The 19,214-nt window shown below is 56.8% G+C and carries 10 protein-coding genes; all 10 read right to left on the bottom strand.

Annotated features, from left to right (window positions below; all coding sequences use genetic code 11):
* Positions 1 to 290: 290 nt before the first annotated feature.
* Positions 291 to 2,900 (bottom strand): alpha-L-arabinofuranosidase C-terminal domain-containing protein, encoded by a 2,610-nt coding sequence (locus J3P35_RS06670; protein WP_210463551.1) that lies wholly within the window; start codon positions 2,898 to 2,900, stop codon positions 291 to 293.
* A 97-nt stretch (positions 2,901 to 2,997) separates the two neighbouring features.
* Entirely contained in the window at positions 2,998 to 5,205 is a 2,208-nt protein-coding gene (locus J3P35_RS06665; RefSeq protein ID WP_210463550.1) for a family 43 glycosylhydrolase, read from the bottom strand.
* 157 nt (positions 5,206 to 5,362) lie between these two features.
* Positions 5,363 to 7,717 carry a beta-galactosidase gene (locus J3P35_RS06660; protein ID WP_210463549.1) on the bottom strand — a complete coding sequence of 785 codons (2,355 nt, stop codon included), beginning with the start codon at positions 7,715 to 7,717 and terminating at the stop codon, positions 5,363 to 5,365.
* A 235-nt stretch (positions 7,718 to 7,952) separates the two neighbouring features.
* A complete protein-coding gene (locus J3P35_RS06655) occupies positions 7,953 to 8,774 on the bottom strand; it encodes a 3-keto-disaccharide hydrolase (RefSeq protein WP_246850004.1) in 822 nt (273 codons plus the stop codon).
* A 37-nt stretch (positions 8,775 to 8,811) separates the two neighbouring features.
* The gene (locus tag J3P35_RS06650) at positions 8,812 to 9,837 is read right to left on the bottom strand and encodes a UDP-glucose--hexose-1-phosphate uridylyltransferase (RefSeq protein WP_210463548.1); all 1,026 of its coding nucleotides are present in this window, start codon (positions 9,835 to 9,837) and stop codon (positions 8,812 to 8,814) included.
* Between the two features lie 67 nt (positions 9,838 to 9,904).
* Positions 9,905 to 11,098 (bottom strand): galactokinase, encoded by a 1,194-nt coding sequence (locus J3P35_RS06645; protein WP_210463547.1) that lies wholly within the window; start codon positions 11,096 to 11,098, stop codon positions 9,905 to 9,907.
* Positions 11,099 to 11,175: 77 nt separating this feature from the next.
* Positions 11,176 to 13,221, bottom strand: a complete 2,046-nt coding sequence (locus J3P35_RS06640) for a DUF2264 domain-containing protein (RefSeq protein WP_210463546.1) — start codon at positions 13,219 to 13,221, stop codon at positions 11,176 to 11,178.
* Positions 13,222 to 13,334: 113 nt separating this feature from the next.
* Entirely contained in the window at positions 13,335 to 14,483 is a 1,149-nt protein-coding gene (locus J3P35_RS06635; protein ID WP_210463545.1) for a glycoside hydrolase family 88/105 protein, read from the bottom strand.
* Positions 14,484 to 14,538: 55 nt separating this feature from the next.
* On the bottom strand, positions 14,539 to 15,900 hold the full coding sequence (locus J3P35_RS06630; RefSeq protein ID WP_210463544.1) for a BNR repeat-containing protein: 1,362 nt from the start codon (positions 15,898 to 15,900) through the stop codon (positions 14,539 to 14,541).
* Positions 15,901 to 16,042: 142 nt separating this feature from the next.
* Complete coding sequence (locus J3P35_RS06625) at positions 16,043 to 19,198, bottom strand: glycoside hydrolase family 2 TIM barrel-domain containing protein (RefSeq protein ID WP_210463543.1); 3,156 nt, start codon at positions 19,196 to 19,198, stop codon at positions 16,043 to 16,045.
* Positions 19,199 to 19,214: the final 16 nt, after the last annotated feature.

The following is a 19,214-nucleotide window of genomic DNA, read 5'->3' as shown; positions in this document are numbered from 1 at the left end:
AAGGTTTCCCAACAATTTCTTTCCTCAAATGCCTGTCCATCTTCAATGGCTTGTCTTTAAGGTAGCCTGCAAACGTCTTGCTCAAAACGTTCCATGGAGCCACTCCTACGCTTGGGTTCTCAATGCAGAAGCCGCCTTCCTCTCTCCTACTTACCCGGTTTTAGGATATTTTGGAAAAATCAGGCCTGAAACGGAACAGTCTTCCATATGCCGCATACCAAAACCATAAAAAAAGCAGCCCACCCAAAAGGATGCGCTGCTTCTAGATCGGAGGCTCTGGCTTACCAGGCCTATTTAGACTTCAGGCGGATGATGGTACAGGAGTAAGCCGGCAACTCGGTGTTTGACAGATCGGCTAGAGCCACAATGGTTTTCGTCGGCTTCAGGAGTTTATCCGCTGGGTTACCCTGCAGCACGGTTCTGGTGGCCTTGCCGTTGAAGGAACCTAAACCTTTCAGGTCTACTGAGGAGGTGACGGTCACCGGCAACAGGTTCACCATTTTGAGGATCACGTCCTTGCTTTTGGGGTCACGCACCACCGATACTGCCACTCGTTTGGTCACCGCCTCCTGGGTGTTGGACAAACTCACAGTGCTGGGCAGGTACTCGCTGCCAGCGTTCTGGCCGAAGAGTTTCTGCACTTCGTAGCCCACGGTGGGCTTTACCTCGGTGTTGTTGAAGTAGATCAGGTCGGGGTTCCATTGGGTGTGGCCTTCCTTTGCCAGCAGCGGCGCGTAAGAGGTCATGTGCACCACATCGCCGTTGCGCTCCACCGAGGTCAGGTACAGGGCCTCGGAGAGGGCGGTTTCCAGGTTGTTGGGGCGGCCGGGCAAATGGGCCGCGTACTCGCCCAGGTAAACTTTTGACTTGGTCCGGTCATAGCGGTCATAGTAGTCCTGGTTATGGATGAACCAGCCCGGCGGTTGGTAATAGTGCTCATCCACCATGGCCAGACCCATCTTATCGGCGATGTCCCAGCCCTCCACGTAGTCGGTCCCCTCGGAGAAAGGCCCTACTGTGCCGATGACCGTGATCTCGGGGTGCTTTTCCTTCAGCGCCTTGTAGATCATCGCGAAGCGCTCCTCAAACACATCGGTGATGAGGTCTTCGTTGCCTACGCCAATGTATTTCAGGTTGAACGGTTTGGGATGGCCGGCCTCGGCCCGTTTCTTGCCCCACTTGGTGGTCACATCGCCGTTGGCGTACTCCACCAGGTCAAGGACATCCTGCACGTACTCGTCCATCTCGCTCATCGGGATGCCGCCCTGCTGGCCACCGCCGTGGGGACCGCTGCCGGAGTTCTGGCAGGGTACCCCCGCCGCGACCACCGGCACCGGCCGGGCCCCGATGTCCTCGCAGAACTGGAAGTACTCAAAGTAGCCCAAGCCTAGGGACTGATGGTAGCCCCACAGGTTACGTTGCGGCTTGCGGGCCTCCAGCGGCCCGATGGTGTTCTTCCAGTGGTAGATGTTCTCCAGCCCGTCCCCGTGGGCCACGCAGCCCCCTGGGAACCGCACAAAACGCGGTTTCAGATCAGCGATGGTCTGCGCCAAATCGGCCCGCAGGCCGTTTTTCCGGCCTTTGAAGGTCTGCTGGGGAAACAAAGAGACCATATCCAGGGCCAGCTTTCCTTCGGTGAGCGGCTGCAGTTCCAGGCGCGCATCGGCGGCGGTCTTATTGGGCGTCAGCACCGCGGTGAGTTTCTTCCAATTGCCCGCAGGAGCGTTTAGGGTAGTTTTTGCCAAAACACCCTCTTTTTCGCTGACCAGGCGCACCTCTAGTTTGGCGCTCTTTCCCTGTAAATGCCTCGTAAACAGGGAGAGGTTGTAGCGCTCGCCTTTCTTGACGGAGATGCCATCAAACCCGGCGTTGACCAGCGCCGCCCCCGGTGCTTTGGTCTCCAGCACCGCGTAATGCGGATTGTTGGGGTGCACCGGGGCGGCGGTCTCCACGGTGAACGAGGTGTTCTCGCCTTTCAGGCTCCAGGAGTGGGTGCTGGTCCAGCTTTTATCGTGACCTTCCTTGTCGTTGGGCGAGTACTCAAACCCGCGGTTCTGCACCAACTCGGCGTACAGTCCGCCGTCGGCCGCGTAGTTCAGGTCTTCAAAGAAGACGCCTACCAGCAGATCACTGATGGGTTTTGCCTTGGTCGCCTCTATCGTGATTTTAGCCTCCACCGGTTTGAGCCCGGCAAAGCGCTGTGCATCCTGCGCCATGGTTTCACTGTACTGGCTGCTTTTGAACTGCTTCTGCTCATACGTTTTTACCAGCCTGTCCACCTCCGCCCAGGCCACGCGGTGTACCTGCCCGGTCGCGTTGCCCTCCGGCAAGGTCACCTTCTGGCTGTTGTCCCGGTACTGGGCTGCCGGTACTTCCGTGGCCGACGAAAAGGCTTTGAAGTCTTTGGTGGTGACCCGGTAATACTTACCCCAAGCGTCTGCGTAGGTGATGGCGTAGTTCCCTGATTTGGCCTCATACTGGACCACCGGTCGCAGCACATTGGCGCTTCCTTGCACCATCGGGTAGCTCTGCCGTCCCCAATACACCAGGTCCGGAGAGGCGCTGTGCGCGAAAAGCGGTTCCCGATCGTTCAGGCTCCACACAGCCTGCCAGACCCCGTTGGGTCTGCGGAACACATACGGCGTATGCATACGCTTCTCGGCGCCCCACCTGCCGTAGTCTGACCGCACGAAGCCATACTCGCTCCCGATACTGAACCACTTCTCCTTGTCGCGGCTCCAGGCAAAGTGCAGCCCGTTCCGGCCGCCGTTTTTCTCGGTGCCGTAAGAGAAAAGGTACACCGAGTCTGGTTCGTTCACCGTTTTCCCGGGGCCGGCCAGGGCGGTCTGAAATATAACCGCTCCCACGTAAAGCCCCGACAGCGCTAAAAATTTCTTCATATAAATCAACAGGTAATGATTGAGGAAAACCAGAGGAATCTACAAGTCAAAAAGATACTGCTAATTAGGCAAGATTCCTCCGGCATCAGGCTTAAGGTTACCGCAGGGGTTTGACTCCTCCGTGGGTAGGCTTCACCGGCTTGATGGTCCCGTCTGCGTTGAACTCCATCTTGTCAATGGCCACCTCGCGGTTGAAGCCGGCGGCATCGCCCATGGTGATGCCCTTGGGGTAGTTGAACCGATGGTAGACAATGTACCACTCGTCTTTGCCGGGCACCTGAATTACGGAATTATGCCCGGTACCGTAAATCCCGGAGGCCGGGTCTTTGGCGATGACCAGGTTGTTTGCCGGAACCTTGATCTTGCCCAGCGGGGAGGTGGAGGTGCCATAGCGTACCCGGTAGTTCTCGCTGCGGGTGTCATCCTCAGACCACAGGAAGTAGTAAGTGCCTTTGCGGAAGAGCACGTGGGTTCCCTCCCTAAAGGTGTTATCCGGGGTAAGGACTTTGATAGTCTCAGGTTTGATAGACACCATATCGGCGTTCAGCTCGGCGCCGGCCATGTAGCCGTTCCCCCAGTACAGGTAGCTCTTGCCAGTCTTCGGGTCGGTGAACACATCGGGGTCAATCTGCTGGCCGCCTTTCACGCCTGGTGGCAACTGGTCTACCAGCGGTTTCCCGGAATCTACGAAGGGGCCGGTGGGGCTATCCGATACGGCTACGCCTACCTTCTGGGCCGCCGTGAAATAATAGAAGTACTTATACTGGCCATTTACTTTCTTCTCGATGATGGCCGGAGCCCAGGCGTTTCTTTTTCCCCAGCTCACGTCTATGGGCAAATCCAGGATCACGCCTTCGTCTTTCCAATTCACCAGGTCCGGGGAAGAAAAGGTCTTGAAGTAGGTCCCTGACCAGCCGTTGAACCCATCGCTGGTAGGATAGATGTAGTATTTGCCGGTCTTCTCCGCGTAAATGATGTCTGGATCGGCGAAGTAACCATCCAGCACCGGGTTATGGTCTTCGCGGGCAGTGGCGGCAAAAGTCTGGGGTTGTTGCCCATTGATCTCCACCGTGTAGTTTACCGCCCCTTTTGAAAAATCGGCTGCAGAAGGGGAAATGGTCACGCCCGGAAAAGAGTCGAACTGCGGCTTGAAGGAAGCCAGGTCCGTTCCGGGTTTTACCGGCAGGTGCAGGGTTCTTTTGGCGGAATCCAGAGCCACGTTGAACCGCTTCAGTTCGGGTGCCTTGGCAGTAAGCAGCACTTCTTCTGCCGTCATCCATTTAGAAACCAACGCCTCGTATTCTCTGGAGGTGATGGGAATGACGGTGCCGTGGCGCGGATGGAAGTTCATAGACACCTCAGTGTCCACTACGGTGAAGTTCTGCAGATCGGTGGTTTTGGTGAACTGGTAGCGGCCTTTGGTGTACACATCGTACATCAGGATGTAGCCGGGTTCATTGATGAGTTTGAACACTCCCGCGCCTTCCACGGGGTCTTTGGTCTGCTGTACATACTTATCCTGCAAGACGTAACCGCCGGTCAGTTTATCAGACACCGCGATCTTAATGCCCGAGCCCTCGCCTTCTGTTTTGAAGAATAGGTGGTATTTGCCGTCTTTCAGCACGATGTCGCCGTCAATGGCCGCGCCGTTGGTGGGGCTGAAAAACAGTTGCTTGGGCTCACTCTCCAGATCGGTAAAATCCTGATTGGCGTAGGCGTAGTAGATCTTATCGGGGTCGTCGCCATGCTTCATAGAGAAGTAGACCATGTACTTTTTGGCCTCGGGGTCATAGATGGTCTGCGGGGCCCAAACGCGCAACAGCTTATCGTTCCCGGCGAATCTTTTCTGGATGTTCACCACGCTGGAAGTCCAGTTAATGAGGTCCGTGGATTTGAGCAACACCATGGCCCGATTAGAGCTCCAGCCGTTCGCCGACACCATATCAGTCACCACCATGTAAAAGGTTTTGCCGTCGGCGCCGCGTAGGATATGCGGATCGCGCACGCCGCCGGTAGAGCTGATCTGGGCAGAAGAGATGATGGGTTTATTGCCGTTGAGCGCCCGGTAATGATAGCCGTCTGGACTGACCGCAAACCTGATGGCCTCTTCGCTTTTGTCATTGCCGGTGAAGTACGTGAAGAGATACCCGCTGTACTTCTCCTGCGGGGCACTCTGTTCTGCCCCCGTTTGGCCAGACCCGGAATTTTTTGCCACCTGCGGAGAGCAGGCTGAGCCCAATACACCGATGGCCAGGCAAAAGGCCGCGCAGTTTTTCGCCAGGTTTCTGGAAAGTTGTTTGTTCATGTGGTGGTGGAAATCTTTAGTAATGCTTTATCCGGGAAAGAGACATCTAGCCCTGACAAAGCGGTTTATGCCTTATTTTTAAAGAAACTTCTCTAAAACAGGAAGGCCCGAAGTGAAAGCCAGCGGGCCTTCTCTTCGGGGCATCTTCCTTTGTGTCTTACATTTTAAATGGGCTGTTCTTGAGGTAAATGCGATAGTCTTTCACCATACCACCTGTGTTCTTGTCTGAGCGGGGCAGGTAGCGCAGGCCTTTCACGGTCACGTTCTCGCCCAGGTCAATCACCAGGTGGTGCGGGTGCTTGGGTTTGTCGCCGGAGTACTGGGTGTGCCAGAAGGTGGATTCCTGCTGGTCATAGACCTTGTCGGCGGCGTTGTTGGCACCGGTTACCTCTTCGCTGTCGGCGTAGACAGCTTTCCATTTCAGGCGGGAGATAGGGTTCCCTTTCTCGTCCACCAACTCCAGCTCCGCGATGGAGGAATAGGGATCATCCGGTTTCTGCGAGCTCAGGGCCTCGAAGCAGAGGTAACGCCCCTGCACGGTCTTGTCGAAGGTCACCTGCTGCCAGGCGCTGCCGGACGGGAACGAGCCCGTGGCCACTGCCTTCTCCCCTTCCAGGTTCAGCGTCTGGCCTTTGGCGCGGTGCGTTAAAGACTCCTCGGCCCGAAGTTGGTCCAGGATAGGTTCTTTCAAGCCCGCGATGGTGGTCGCCTCGGGTTGGTCCACGTCCAGCACCACCACCTCGTTGCGGCCTTTCTTCAGCCATACGCCCGGTACAAACAGCGTCTGTTGCGGCCCGATTTTCCAGAAACGGCCCAGATTCTGCCCGTTCACCCAAACCATGCCTTTGCCCCATTTGCTCACGTCCAGGAACGAGTCGCCGGTCTCATTCAGCTCAAACGTGCCCCGGTACCAGGCCGGACCCTCTGCGGTGCCCTTCCTGAACTTCGCTTTCTTCTGAAATTTATAATCCACGGGGAAGTTGTAGACAAGCCAGTTTTTGAGCTCGGTGTTCTTCCGGCCGTCGTTCAGCTCCACTTTCTCGGTGATGCCCTTGCGGTCGATGATAGCTTTCCCGTAGTTCACCCGCCCAGTGGCCTCTATCAGGATGTCCAGTTGCGCGTCTCCCTGGAAGGCGGGCAGCGTCACCGTGTTCTCACCCCGGCGTCGGTCCAGCTTGCCCACGGACTTGCCGTTCACGAACACGTTGGCCCAGTCATGCACCTCGGTGATCACCAGTTTCTGCCCCGAGGCCGAGGCAGGCAAGGTGGTGCGGTACAGGATGCGTCCCCAGCCTTGGCCAAAGTTCTCCATGGGCTGGATCTTCTCGGTCTTCTTGGCAGCCGGCAGGTTGGCGAACAGGGCTGCGCTCTTGGTCAGGTTGAAAGCGGGGATCTCGATGATTGATTTGGCGGCCGGGATCTCGCCCAGGGTCTCGCCCTCCTGCAGGTAGTTCTTGAGCAGGTCGCGCACCGCGAAGAACTTCTCGGTGGTGTTGCCCTGCTCGCCTACCGGTGCGTTGTAGTCATAGGAAGTGGCCATGGCCGAGTAGGGTGGCGCATTGGCCCCGCCCCACTGCCCGAAGGTGGTTCCGCCGTGGGCCATGTAGAGGCTGAAGGAAATCCGGCGGTCCATCATGTCCTTGAGGCTGCCGATGAAGCTGCTCACCGAACGGGTCTCGTGCGGACGGCCCCAGTGGTCAAACCAACCGGACCAGTACTCGCTGCACATCAGGGGTGCGGTGGGGTTCAGTTCCTTGAAGTTCTTGAAGGCCTCTTCCACGTTGGTGCCCGCCCCGAAGTTGAGGGTGGTGGCCACGCCGTCCAGTTTGTATTTGTTGAAGTTGGAGGGCCAGTCGCAGCGGAAAAGCTGCACCTTGTCAAATCCGGCCTCGCGCACCGCATCGCGGGTAGCCTCCATATAGGCCTGCTCCTCCCCGAAGGTGGCGTACTCGTTCTCCACCTGCACCATCAGGATGTTGCCGCCGTTCTGGATCTGGAGCGGGGCCAATTGCTTGGCGGCCTCCTTCAGGAACCGCTTGGTATGGTCCATGAAGTACGGGTCTTGCAGGGTGCGCACCTGCGCGTCCTGTTTCTTCAAGAGCCACCAGGGCAGGCCGCCCATGTCCCACTCGGCGCACACGTACGGGCCAGGCCGCACGATGCAGTACATGCCGTTTTTCTGAGCCAGCTTCACGAACTCGGCCACATCGTTCTGGCCTTTGAAATCGTACTGGCCCGGCTGCTGCTCGTGCAGGTTCCAGAACAGGTAGATACAGATGGTGTTCATGCCCATGGCCTTGCTGAGTTGGATGCGGTGCTCCCAGTACTCGCGCGGAATGCGGGGGTAGTGCAGCTCGGCCGCCCTGATCACGAAGGGCTTGCCGTTGAGCAGGAACTCCTTGTTCCCGACGGTGAAGGTGCCTGGCTTCCCGCTCAGCTGCTGGGCCTGTCCGGTGAGGCTGAGCAGAAGCAAGAGAAGCAGAAAGTAAAGTTTGGACCTGGTTTGATTCATTATTACTGGTAAGTTAATGGTAAAGGGTAAGCTTTTGATGCCGGCATCTTCCTTCTCTTTTACCCGAGGGAAAAGTACCTGCCGTATCTGGTTATTTCTGGGGGATACTTATTGGTGGCTGTTACATCGGTTCAATCTTTATGGCGCATAAAATAATCTGCTATTCAGGTTTAAGTATCTTTTGGAAAAACACCCCTAAAAAAGGCATGAACCTCCCATCCTGCAGCGTTCTTTCCTAGTCTAATCGCCTGATCTTGATTTCCTTGAATTCAATTCCCTGGCCTTCGCTCTGGAGGCCTATGTAGCCTTGTGTTAAAGGCTTGCCATTCTGCTTTACTTTGGGGTCATAGTTGTTGGCCACCCCTCCCCCGATCTGCGGACGGGAATACTGCAGTACCGTGTCACCGTTGATGAGGTGCGTCACCAGGGAATCTCCCAGTACAATCAGTTCGGCTTTCACCCACTTATCCCACGCATAGGTAGCCGAGGAAGAGTTGATGCAGTGCCGATCATCAATTTTGCCTTCGTACACCACATCAGTACCCGGGGAGCACATGTTTCCGGTGGGGCGGGGTTTGCCGTCTCCCGCGTCCGCCAGCAGCTGGAACTCCACTGAGATAGGCCAATCCTGCTCCTTTAAGATGGATTCTGGGCTCTGGGAATGGAACATGATACCGCTATTCCGATAGGTGTAGGAAGGGGCATCCTTCAACCACTGGTCGGTGAAACGGTACTCCCATTTCAAGTGAAAAGAAGAGAACGGGGTTTTGTAAAACAGGTGCCCATAACGTTCATTAAAGGTTCCGTAATCATCATAGTTCACCTGCAACACACCGTCCTTCACCCGGAAAGTCTGGGCGTAATTGTCTCCCACTTCATGGTGGTGAATCTTCACGATCCAGTCTTTCAGGTCCTTGCCGTTGAAGAGCGTTTGCCAGCTGCCTCCCTGCATCCCTGTTCTCTGCAGGGAAGCGGGTGAACAGGCCACTACGGCCAGCCACACGACTGCCATTAAAATAGACTTGCCCTTCACTTGTAACTTCTTGCTGTGCATCATCCTGGTCTTTTTATTTTTATCTAATCCCGACGACAGCCTACAGCAGGGCCCTGAGTCTTTCGGCGGCGCTCTCGGGGGTAATGTCGCGCTGGGGCTCGGCCATGAGCTCGTAGCCCACCATGAACTTTTTCACGGAGGCCGATCTGAGCAGCGGCGGGTAGAAGTGCATGTGCAGGTGCCAGCCGGGGTAGTCCCTGCCGTCGGTGGGCGCCTGGTGGAGGCCGGCCGAGTATGGGAAGGAGGTCTGGAACAGCCGGTCGTATACGCTGGAGAGGCGCTTCATGATATCGGCGTAAGCAAGCTTTTCGTCTTCATTGATCTCGCCTAAGTGCGCAAAGTGGCGGCGGGGGATGACGATGGTCTCGAAGGGCCACACCGCCCAGAAGGGCACCAGCGCCACGAAGAACTCATTCTCCGCCACGATGCGGGTGTTCTCCTCCAGCTCCAGGGCCAGGTAATCAGAGAGGAGGCTACGGCCGTTCTCTTGGAAGTAGTTCTCCTGCTGCACGGTTTCCCTGGCCGGGTCGCCGGGCATCGAGCTCTGCGCCCAGATCTGCCCGTGCGGGTGGGGGTTGCTGCTGCCCATCACCGAGCCCTTGTTCTCGAAGATCTGCACGTAGGAGATCTCGGGCATGGCGCCCAGCTCCAGGTACTGCGCCTGCCACAGGTCCACGACTTTTTTGATCTCGGTGGTCTCCATGTCCGAGAGGGTCAGGTCGTGGCGGGGCGAGAAGCAGATGACCTTGCAGATGCCGCGCTCGCTCTCCGCCTGCAGCAGGCCTCCTTTGGTAAAGGAACCGGAGGGGCTGTCGGACTGCAGGGCGGCGAAGTCGTTGGTGAAGACGAAGGTGGAGGGGTACTGGGGGTTGGCCTCGCCGTTGGCGCGCACGTTGCCCGGGCACAGGTAGCAGGTGGGGTCATACTCCGGGCGGGTGTCCTTTTCGGTAGACTCCTGCTGGCCCTGCCAGGGGCGCTTGGAGCGGTGCGGCGAGACCAGCACCCACTCCCCCAAAAGCGGGTTGAAGCGGCGGTGCGAGTGCTCGGTGATATCGAATGAATTCATAGGTTCTGTTTGGGTGATTGATGTGATGCTAGGTTTCAAGCCTGTTTTTCTAAAAGTGGGCCTGAAACTAGCGGGTCCACTCGGCCTCTCTGCCGGTGGCCTCGGGTTTGGCGGTCTGCACTAACCCGGTGCCGTCCACGATGCGAGCGATATAAATGGGCAGCGAACGGTTGAATTGCTGCAGGTAGGCTTTCTCCACGGTCTCGGTGAACTTCTCCAGCCCGGACAGCCGCACCAGGTTGATTGTGCAGCCCCCGAAACCGCCGCCCATCATGCGGGCACCCAACACGCCTTCGCACCCTCGCGCCACCTGAGCAAGGAAGTCCAGCTCGGGGCAACTAACCTCGTAGTCGTGCTGCAGGCCCTGGTGCGAAGCGAACATTTTCTGCCCGAAGGCCTCCAGGTCTCCGCGCTCCAGGTCAAGGCAGGCCTGCTCCACCCGCAGGTTCTCCTGCACCACGTAAGTGCAGCGGCGGTACACCACCGCATCGAACTCGTCTTTCTGGCTTTCCAGCATTTCCAAGGTCACATCACGGAGGCTGTTCACCTGCGGGTAGTGTTTCTGAAGGATCGTCACGCCGGCCTCACACTCCTGGCGGCGGGTGTTGTACTCAGAAGACGCTAAAGAGTGCTTCACCTGGGTGTCGCAGAGCACGAGGCGGTAGTCCCGCATGTCGAAAGGGAAATACTCGTACTCCAGGGAGCGGCAGTCCAGCCGGATGACGTGGTTGCGCTTCCCGAACATGCTAGCGAACTGGTCCATGATGCCGCACATCACCCCGGCGTACTCGTGCTCGGCCTTCTGCGCCATCTTCACCAGGTCCATCTTCCCCAACCCGAATCCGAAGAGGTGGTTCAGCGCGTAGGCCAGCCCGCACTCCACCGCCGCCGAGGAGGAAAGCCCCGCGCCCATGGGGATGTTGCCCCCGAACACCAGGTCAAAGCCCGGCACCGTGTGCCCCGCTTTCTGGAGCTGCGCCACCACGCCCAAGAGGTAATTGGCCCAGGCGGTCTGGGTAGGTGCTACCTGCTCCAGGTTGAAGGTACTCTTCTCGTGCAGGTCAAAAGAGTAGGCCCGCATAGAGGTGGTCCCGTTCGGGGCGATGGCGAAGTAGAGCTCCTTGTCGATGGCGGCGGGCAGCACGAAGCCCTCGTTGTAGTCGGTGTGCTCGCCGATGAGGTTCACCCGGCCCGCCGAGCGGATCACGATCGGCTCCTGGTTGTAGAGTTTCTGAAAGGTGGTGATGATGTCTTGAACCATGGTTGTACTTCTGTAAACTTATGATGAGGTGCTTCGCCCGAGGGTTGGAAGCTTTTGTTATCTTGTTCTGTGATGATCTAATTGAATCGCACAGTTTTCTTCTCGCCTTTCCTGAAGGAGACCGTGATACTCTGGTTTTTTGAAGATTGCTCAATTTTCTGCACGGGCATCAGCTCGTCCTCGGTCCATTTCTCCCCGGACTTCTTCCAGAGCATGAGGATCACATATAGATCTTCCTTTTGCCCGGGCTGGAAGCTATCCCTGGCGATGAGGAGGGTGCTTTCCTGGCTTTCGGGGTGCAGACCGGTGGTGTTCAGGATTTCCAGACCGTCCCAACCTTTGAGCGAGACCATGGCCAGTTGGTACTCGCCGTTGTCAATGATCTGCACCTGATGGCCTTTCACCTGGCGGGTTTCTTTTTTGATGGGTCCGTTTTTCTGGGGCAGAGTGTAGTGGCCCAGCCGCACCTGCACGGCTTCTTTGCCCAAGTTTCTGTCTACCCGCAGGATGCCGTTGGGCAAGGGAATATCTGCTAAGCTGAAGCGGACATTCTCGTCGGTCTCCAGCACCACATCGCGGTAATAGATGCCCTTCTCAAACTTTTTGAAGGTGTAGAGCCGGAAAGCCTCCCACTGGTTCTTCTTGTTTTTGACCACGTAGTTCATGGCTACCTCGCCGTTGGGGCCATCGGCTTGCCAGGGAAAAGCGCTGTGGTAGGAAAGGCGGTTGTAGTTCTCGGTGGACCGGAACAATTGCCAGTCCTTGGCGACCGTCTCATGGCACCAGGCCCGCACCTCAGAAGCCCCGAGGTTGGGGTAATCGGTGATGAGGATTTTGGAGCCCTCCTGAAATTTGTTGTAGACCTTTCCTTTGCTCAGGTCTTTGTCCCAAGCACCCTCGTTTTCCACGGCGGTCCAGAACGGATTGCCCTCCGGCACGAGCAGACCCAAAAACGCTTTGCCCATCCAGAAGGCACTGGCGCGGGCGCTGTAGATCTGCACGGCCGGTTCATAAGCCCCGTAGAAACCTAAGGTGGGAATGTGGTCGGCGGCCATGAAATCGGGGTTCTGCAGGAACTGGAGTAGGGTGCCCGAGGCGATCCGGCGCATCCAGCCGTAGTTGGCGCCGGGTTCCTGCACCAAGCCCATGAGCGGGAATGGCACCACGGCGGCAAAGCGGTAGGCGATGCTGCGGCCCCACATGATCATCTTGCCGTCGCGGCTGAACAGGTAGGGGTAGTTTTCATCCAGTTCCTTGAAATTGGCCACGAAACGGGCGGCGTATTCCGGGTAGTGCTTCTTCCCGAAGAACTCTGACCAAAGCGGTCCATACATCTGGAAGGCCCACATGCTGTAGTAGTCGTAGGCAGGGCTGTCATGGTACCAGCCCTGGCCGCGGTACTGCTCCAGCGATTGATCCAGGTATTCGAGCATCAGCTTCTCGTTTACCCCGTAGCCCTGCTCCTTGAAGAAACTCAGCACGAAGATGTTGAAGAACCGCCAGTTGGAACCCACGGTAGGACCATCGCCGTAGCTGAGCATGGTCTTAGCCAAAGCCTCTTTCTGGGGAGCGGTCAACGGCTTCCAGAGAACTTCCGGAGCATAGAACAATGACACTGCCAATCCGCCGAACTCCACCAGAATCTGGCTCGGTCCGCCATCAGCTGCCCGTGGTTTCACATAGGTAGGACTGGTGGGCTCAGTCAGTTTCACCAGTTGGCGCCGGTAATAGTCGGCTACTTTTATGCCGTTGATTTGCAGGTTGGGGTTTTCCTTTAACAGGGGCACCGCCACAAACAAGGTACGGCAGAGGCCTTCCAGCATTTCGGTGGGCGTGTGCACCCCATCGCGCGGATAGCTTTTGCCGGGCTGCTTGGGAAACACCATGGGGTCCTCCACGGTCTTCACGTATTGGACGGCCCCCTCCAGCAGGTACTGCGCCGCGTCTTTCCAATGCTTGCGGGTCATGCCTGTATGCGGACTGGTTTTGAAGTCAGGGTTAATGATCTGGAAGGTCTTCCGGCCCGCTCCCGCCTTGCCAGCAACCGTCCCCGTTTGCGCCCATGAATTGGAAGCGCAAAACAACGAGACAATCAGCAGAAGAACACTGGCAGGATACCGCATGGGGTTAAATTGTTTGATTCTTTGATAAACTTGGTTCATCAGGTATTTCCAGCAAAGCCGTTTTAGAGCTGTTTTCAGGAAATCGGGGTTAAAACACGCTACCTGGGATTTACCTAATCCAGCAGCCGGTACATCTCCGAGGCAGCCAGCAGGAAGGCCCCTACCCCGAAACCGGTGGTGGAGTTCACGTCTACCACCTGCCCGGGAATGGCCCTCTCCCCGATGGGCTGCACGTAGCCAAGTTTGCCGTTGGGCTGCAGGGCGGTGTTGGTCAGGTATTGGTAGCCTTTGGCCGCCACGGGCAGGTATTCTTTTTTGTCCAGCAGGCCGTTGTTGATACCCCACAGGAAGCCGTAGGTGAAGAAGGCGGTGCCGCTGGTCTCAGGCCCGGGTGCGTGGGCCGGGTCCAGGATGCTTCTGGTCCAGTAGCCCTCGGGTCTCTGCGAGCGGGCGATGGCGCTGGCCATGTCTTTGAAGCGCTGCTCGTACTCTTTGCGGTACGGGTCTTTTTTGGGCAGATCCTGCAAAACTTTGGCGAACCCGGCAAACACCCAACCGTCGCCGCGGGCCCAGAAATCCTTTTGGCCGTGGGCGCTTTTGTGTTTGGGGTAGACGTACTTGGCGTCGCGGTAGTAGAGTTTTTCATCTGCGTCATACATGATGGAGTTGGCATAGCTCAGGTACTCGTGCAGCTTCTCCAGATATTGTTTGTTTCCGGTGACCCGGTACAGTTTGGTCATGACGGGCATCACCATGTAGAGGCCATCGGCCCACCACCAGTAATCGTTTTTGGGCGTGCCCATCTGGTATTCCATGACCTCGCGGGCCCGGGCGATTTTGCGGTCATCCTTGGCGCCGTCCAGGCAGTAGAGATCGATGTAGGTTTGGAAGCAGATCTGCCAGTCCCCGAAGAGCACGTAGTCGTCCTTCTCGCCATAGGAGTATTTCCAATCGGCTTTGCTGGTTGACTTGGCGCCCATCCACTGGTTCTGCTCGGCCCAGGCCTCTGAATACTGGCGGTAAGCTTCGTTTTTGGTGATTTTGTAGGCTTCCATGTTGCCGGTGTGGTAGGCGGCCACATCCCAGAAAGCCCAACCGGGAGTAGGGTTGGTGCTTTGCCAGTAGGCGTTGGCCTTGTGCAGTTGATCGGCTACTTCTTTTTTGGAGGCCGGCAGCAAAGGATGCTTGGGTTTAGCCCCTACAAATGCAGTCCAAACGCCCAAGAGCAACAACAGCGTAAAAAATGCTTTCTTTTGAATCATGCTTATTTCATGCGGGGAAGAGCCCCGGTTTATCTATGCTTTTCGGAAAACAGGCTTAAAACTTCGGTTTCCACTCCACCACCCGGATGGGTTGCGGCGCGATTTCAGCCTGACCTTCCCCATCTACCTGGTCCACTTTCTGCACGAACAGGTTCAGGATTTGCTTTTCTTTCCAGAGTTCGGTGTCATAGGTGGGCTCCCAGGAACCCAGTGATTCCGGCGTCAGGTCAAAGATTGTCCATCTAGGGTCTGATAGTTTCTTGATGACCAGCGCCGAGGCCTTGCTGCCCCGCTCCTCGTCCCGGAAAATCAGAAGCACCGATGCTTTCTCGCCAGCGTTTTTCACCATGATCTGTGGCCGCGCGATGGGAATGCGTTTGGTGCCTACCCCGCTCAGACTGAAAGGCGTTTTCCGGAAATCCAGCGCCACCTTTTGCCAGGTCTTGCCGGTATGGTACACCAAGTGGTACTGCGGAATGGTAGACCCCGTCGCGCGCCAGTACGTGGCAATGAAAGGGTTCCCCTGCTCATCGGCGGCCATGGAGGTCTGGTTGATGAGCTCGCTGTTCTGCGGAATCACCAGGGCTTTTTCTGCGGTGGCTTCAGTAATGGGCAGAGTGTACTTTTCGCCGGTGGATTTCTCCCAGGTCTGGCCGCCGTCCAGAGACCTCGCGTAGGCCAGGTCATGGTTACTGGCTACATCGGGGCTCTCGCGCCACACCCAGGACACGTGGAGGGTGCCTTTCTTGTCCAGGTAGGCTTGCCAGTAGGCGTTGCGCTTCCCCTGGCCGTTGATGAGGTTGCTGTGCAGTTGCGTCCATACCTGCGTGTTGGTGTCATAACTGTTGATGACCAGGTTACCCTGGCCCGAGCCGCCGTCGCGGTAGAAGAACAGGAGGTTGCCGTTGGGCAGGCGGTAGAACTCGGGGTAAGAAACCACTTTTTCCCGCTGGCCCGTCATGGGCATTTTCTCGGTCATCTGCAGGGCGCCGGGGCGCACGCTGCGGGCGTAATTGAGCGGGTTGTTGTGGTGGTCCCAGGAAAGGTGCAGGAAACCCTGGCCGTCTACCATCACGCTGATGGTGTTGTGCGCATCGGCGGTGTTGCCTTTGAAGCTGGTTTTCTGGATTTTCCAGGCAGCGGCCCCGCTTTTGCGTTTGGCCAGCATTACCGAGCGGTCGGCGGCATACCAGGCGGTGTACTGCGTATCTTTAAAGGTCACCAGCGAGTTTTTCCGGAAGGCCACCACGTTCACGGAGTTATTCGCCCAACCGTCAGACACGTGGGTAATCTTCACATCACTGCCTTTCGTTTCAGCGGCGTTTTTGGAAAATCGGCAGGAAAAGGCACCCAGCACCAACGCCACGGCGAGGAAATGGGAAAAAGCTTTTATGAATGTATGTAAATGACCAACCATGAATCACTGCTGAGCGGATGAACCTACCCTTGGGCTAACTCAAGCCGCTGTGTTTTTCCCGATGAATGCTCCTTCTTCTGCGCTGGCAGGGAGGTACTCCCCGCCAGCCACAGTAAAAGGAAAAGGCACCCTTTCAACCTTCTCATTTGATGGTCAGTTTAGATGTTTCTTTGGTGATAGGCCGGATGACGTAGCTGTAGGTGTATTTCTTCTCCGTTAACCGGTAAGGGTCATGCGGCAGACGTCCCCAGCTGTCATCTCCACCCAGGCCTCTTTGCGCCAGGTCAATGTGCAGGCTCACAAAGTCCTGCTTCTTCAGGTCTACCGGGTGGCGGTTGATCTTTTTGGGACCTTCGTCAATGTCCTCGGCCAGGTAGTTCAGGGCGGTGAAGTTGATGGGCTGCAGTCCTTCCACCACAATGCCGTTGCCGGCGTTGTTGGTGAGTTCCACCCAGCGCACATCGGTTTTGTTCCCGCTTTCCTGCGGCCTGATGTAGAATTGGTAGTACTGGTTTTCTACCTTGTCTTTGTACAGGCCCACCAGGGAGGAAAACTTACGATCACTGTAGTTTTCCCAGGGGCCGCGGCCGTAGTACTGCAGGTTCTCGTATTTGTCATCCAGTTGCAGGCGCATCCCGAAGCGGGGTAACTCAGGCATTTCAATTCCGGTCATATCAATGGAGGCGGTCACCTGCACCGAGCCGTCGTTCTGGATGAGGTAGTCCACGGTGTAAGGAATCTGCTTGTCGGTAAGCGCGTACACCACTTTGAGGGGCTGACCCTGGGTTAGGCGTTTGCCAACTTCCACGCTGACCACTTTCATGTTCTGGTGCGCGTTGCGCCAGGTAGCCAGTTTCTCCGGCATGTTGTTCCCGAAGTCATTATCGGTGGCGGCGCGCCAAAAGTAAGGCTCCGGGAACTGCTCTATCGTTTTGAGGCCGTTTTCCTGAAAAGAGGCCATTTTCCCGGTCTTCAGGTCAAACTCCCCGGAAACGTTGCCTGAGGTGAAGGTGAGCTTGTCGCCTTTGGTTTTGGTTTTCAGTTTCCCCTCGGCCGTGGCCTTGGTGAAATAGGCTTTCTCATTGATGGCAAACTGGTCGCGGGTTACCTCATGCCCGACCGGCACAAACGCACTGGCGTTTTTGGTGTAGGCGAACACATTCACGAAATACTCCTCGCCTGGCTGCGGATTGAAAGCCGGCAAAGGCAAGGTCACCTCCTTGGTTTGCAGCGGAGCCGCCGTTACCGCGAAATCGCCTTCCTTCTGCACCACGCCGTTTTTGATCAGTTGGTACCTGAAGGCGATCTGGTTAAGGTCGGTGAAGCCGTACTGGTTGGTCACGGTGATCACGCCTTTGCGGGCGTCTTTGACGTTGAACTGAACGCCGGAGTACACTTTCTTCACCTCGTTCAGGCCGGGCTTAGGCGTACGGTTGGCAGATACCACCCCGTTGGCACAGAAGTTCTCGTCGTTGTACAGGTGGTCGCTGCCCAGGTCTCCGCCGTAGGCCCAGAAGGTTTCGCCTTTGTCGTTCTTGGTTTTGATGCCCTGGTCTACCCAGTCCCAGATGAAGCCGCCCTGCATGTGCTTGCTGCCGTTGATGATGTCCCAATACTCCTGGAAGTTTCCGTTGCTGTTACCCATGGCATGCGAGTACTCGCACATGATGTAAGGACGCTCCTTTTTAGCGGCGGCGTAGGCTTTCATGTCCTTGATGTTGGGGTACATAGGCCCCACGATGTCGGTGTTCCAGTCTTCGCCGGCCTGTTCAAACATGATCAGGCGGGAGTTGTCGCGGGTCTTGATCCACTTGTAGGCGTCATGGAAAACCGGTCCGTTGCCGCACTCGTTGCCCATGCTCCAGATGACCACCGAGGCGTGGTTTTTATCCCGCTCCAGCAGGCGCTCAATTCGGTCAATGTGCGCGGGCGCCCACTCCGGCAGGTAAGCAGGGTGTTTGCTTTTATCGAATTTGCCTTGCCACTCGGCGCCCATGCCGTGGCTTTCAATGTTGGCTTCGTCTACCAGGTACAGGCCGTACTCATCGCAGAGTTTGTACCACAGTGGATCATTGGGATAATGGCTCGTACGCACGGCGTTGATGTTGTAGAGCTTCATCAGCTCGATGTCTTTCACCATGGACTCCCGGCTTAGAGTGCGGCCGTTCACCTCGTCATGCTCGTGGCGGTTCACGCCCTTGAACAGCACGGGCACGCCGTTCACCAGCATCTGGGCGTTTTTCAGCTCCACCTTGCGGAAACCTACTTTGCTGCCGGTCACGCCGATGGTCTTGCCGTTGGCGTCTTTGAGGGTGATCACGGCATCATAGAGGTTGGGCTGCTCAGCGTTCCAGGTGAGCACGTTGTTCACGGTGCCGTTGAATTTGAGCTGCAACTTTCCACTTCCCTTCGTGCTGATGCTTTTTTCCTGAGAGAACGTTTTTGCGTTGTTTTTGTCAAACAGCTCCAAAAGCACGGTGGCTTTGTCCGCAGTTTTGCCGGCGAATTTGCGCAGGTCTACCTCAGCGCTGAACAACCCGTTTTTGTAGGTGTTATCCAGATCGGGCTTCAGGAAGAAATCCCAGACGGTGAGTTTGGGTAGGGCCTGCAGGTACACGTTCCGCTCCAGGCCGCTCAGGCGCCAGAAATCCTGGTCTTCCAGGTAGCTGCCGTCGTGCCAGCGGAACACCTGCACCGCCAGTTGGTTTTCGCCGGGTTTCAGGAACCGGGTCACGTTGAACTCCGCTGGCGATTTGGCGGCTTTGGTCATGCCCACTTCCTGGCCGTTCACAAACACCCGCGCGTACCCCGAGATGGACCCGAAGTTCAGCATCACTTCCTGCCCGTTCCAGGCGGCGGGCAGGGTGAAATTGCGGCGGTAGGTTCCTACCGGATTATAGGTTTGGTCGATGTATGGCGGTTTAGGCGGGAAAGGATATTTCAGGTTGGTATAAATGGGAATATCAAATCCCTGCAGCTCCCAGTTAGACGGCACCTGGATGTTGGCCCACTTGCTGTCATCGAACCCCGGCTTGTAGAAATCCTGGGGCCGCTCGGCCACCGATTTCACGACGGAGAATTTCCAGGTTCCGTTGAGGGACTGATGGTAGGGAGAGGTACTGTAATCGTTTTTACGGGCGTCGGCGGCGTTGGCGTAAAGCATGAAATCCACGTGGGGTTTCTCTTTGTTCCGCTCGTACACCTTGGGGTTTTCCCATTCGTTGACCCCTTGCCGTGCTACCGCAAACTGCGACAGGAAGAGGAGACAAAGAGCGAGTAACTTTCGCGTGCGTATCATGGGCAATTTTGTAAAA

This window comes from Rufibacter roseolus (assembly GCF_017916365.1).
Lineage (GTDB): Bacteria > Bacteroidota > Bacteroidia > Cytophagales > Hymenobacteraceae > Nibribacter > Nibribacter roseolus.
The sequence above is the reverse complement of the archived record's forward strand: the minus strand, read 5'-3'. Positions and strand labels throughout refer to the sequence as shown.

Coding starts and splice junctions, on each gene's coding strand:
- J3P35_RS06670 (WP_210463551.1), bottom strand. CDS start 2,900: ATGAAGAAATTTTTAGCGCTGTCGGGGCTTTACGTGGGAGCGGTTATA.
- J3P35_RS06665 (WP_210463550.1), bottom strand. CDS start 5,205: ATGAACAAACAACTTTCCAGAAACCTGGCGAAAAACTGCGCGGCCTTT.
- J3P35_RS06660 (WP_210463549.1), bottom strand. CDS start 7,717: ATGAATCAAACCAGGTCCAAACTTTACTTTCTGCTTCTCTTGCTTCTG.
- J3P35_RS06655 (WP_246850004.1), bottom strand. CDS start 8,774: ATGATGCACAGCAAGAAGTTACAAGTGAAGGGCAAGTCTATTTTAATG.
- J3P35_RS06650 (WP_210463548.1), bottom strand. CDS start 9,837: ATGAATTCATTCGATATCACCGAGCACTCGCACCGCCGCTTCAACCCG.
- J3P35_RS06645 (WP_210463547.1), bottom strand. CDS start 11,098: ATGGTTCAAGACATCATCACCACCTTTCAGAAACTCTACAACCAGGAG.
- J3P35_RS06640 (WP_210463546.1), bottom strand. CDS start 13,221: ATGCGGTATCCTGCCAGTGTTCTTCTGCTGATTGTCTCGTTGTTTTGC.
- J3P35_RS06635 (WP_210463545.1), bottom strand. CDS start 14,483: ATGATTCAAAAGAAAGCATTTTTTACGCTGTTGTTGCTCTTGGGCGTT.
- J3P35_RS06630 (WP_210463544.1), bottom strand. CDS start 15,900: ATGGTTGGTCATTTACATACATTCATAAAAGCTTTTTCCCATTTCCTC.
- J3P35_RS06625 (WP_210463543.1), bottom strand. CDS start 19,198: ATGATACGCACGCGAAAGTTACTCGCTCTTTGTCTCCTCTTCCTGTCG.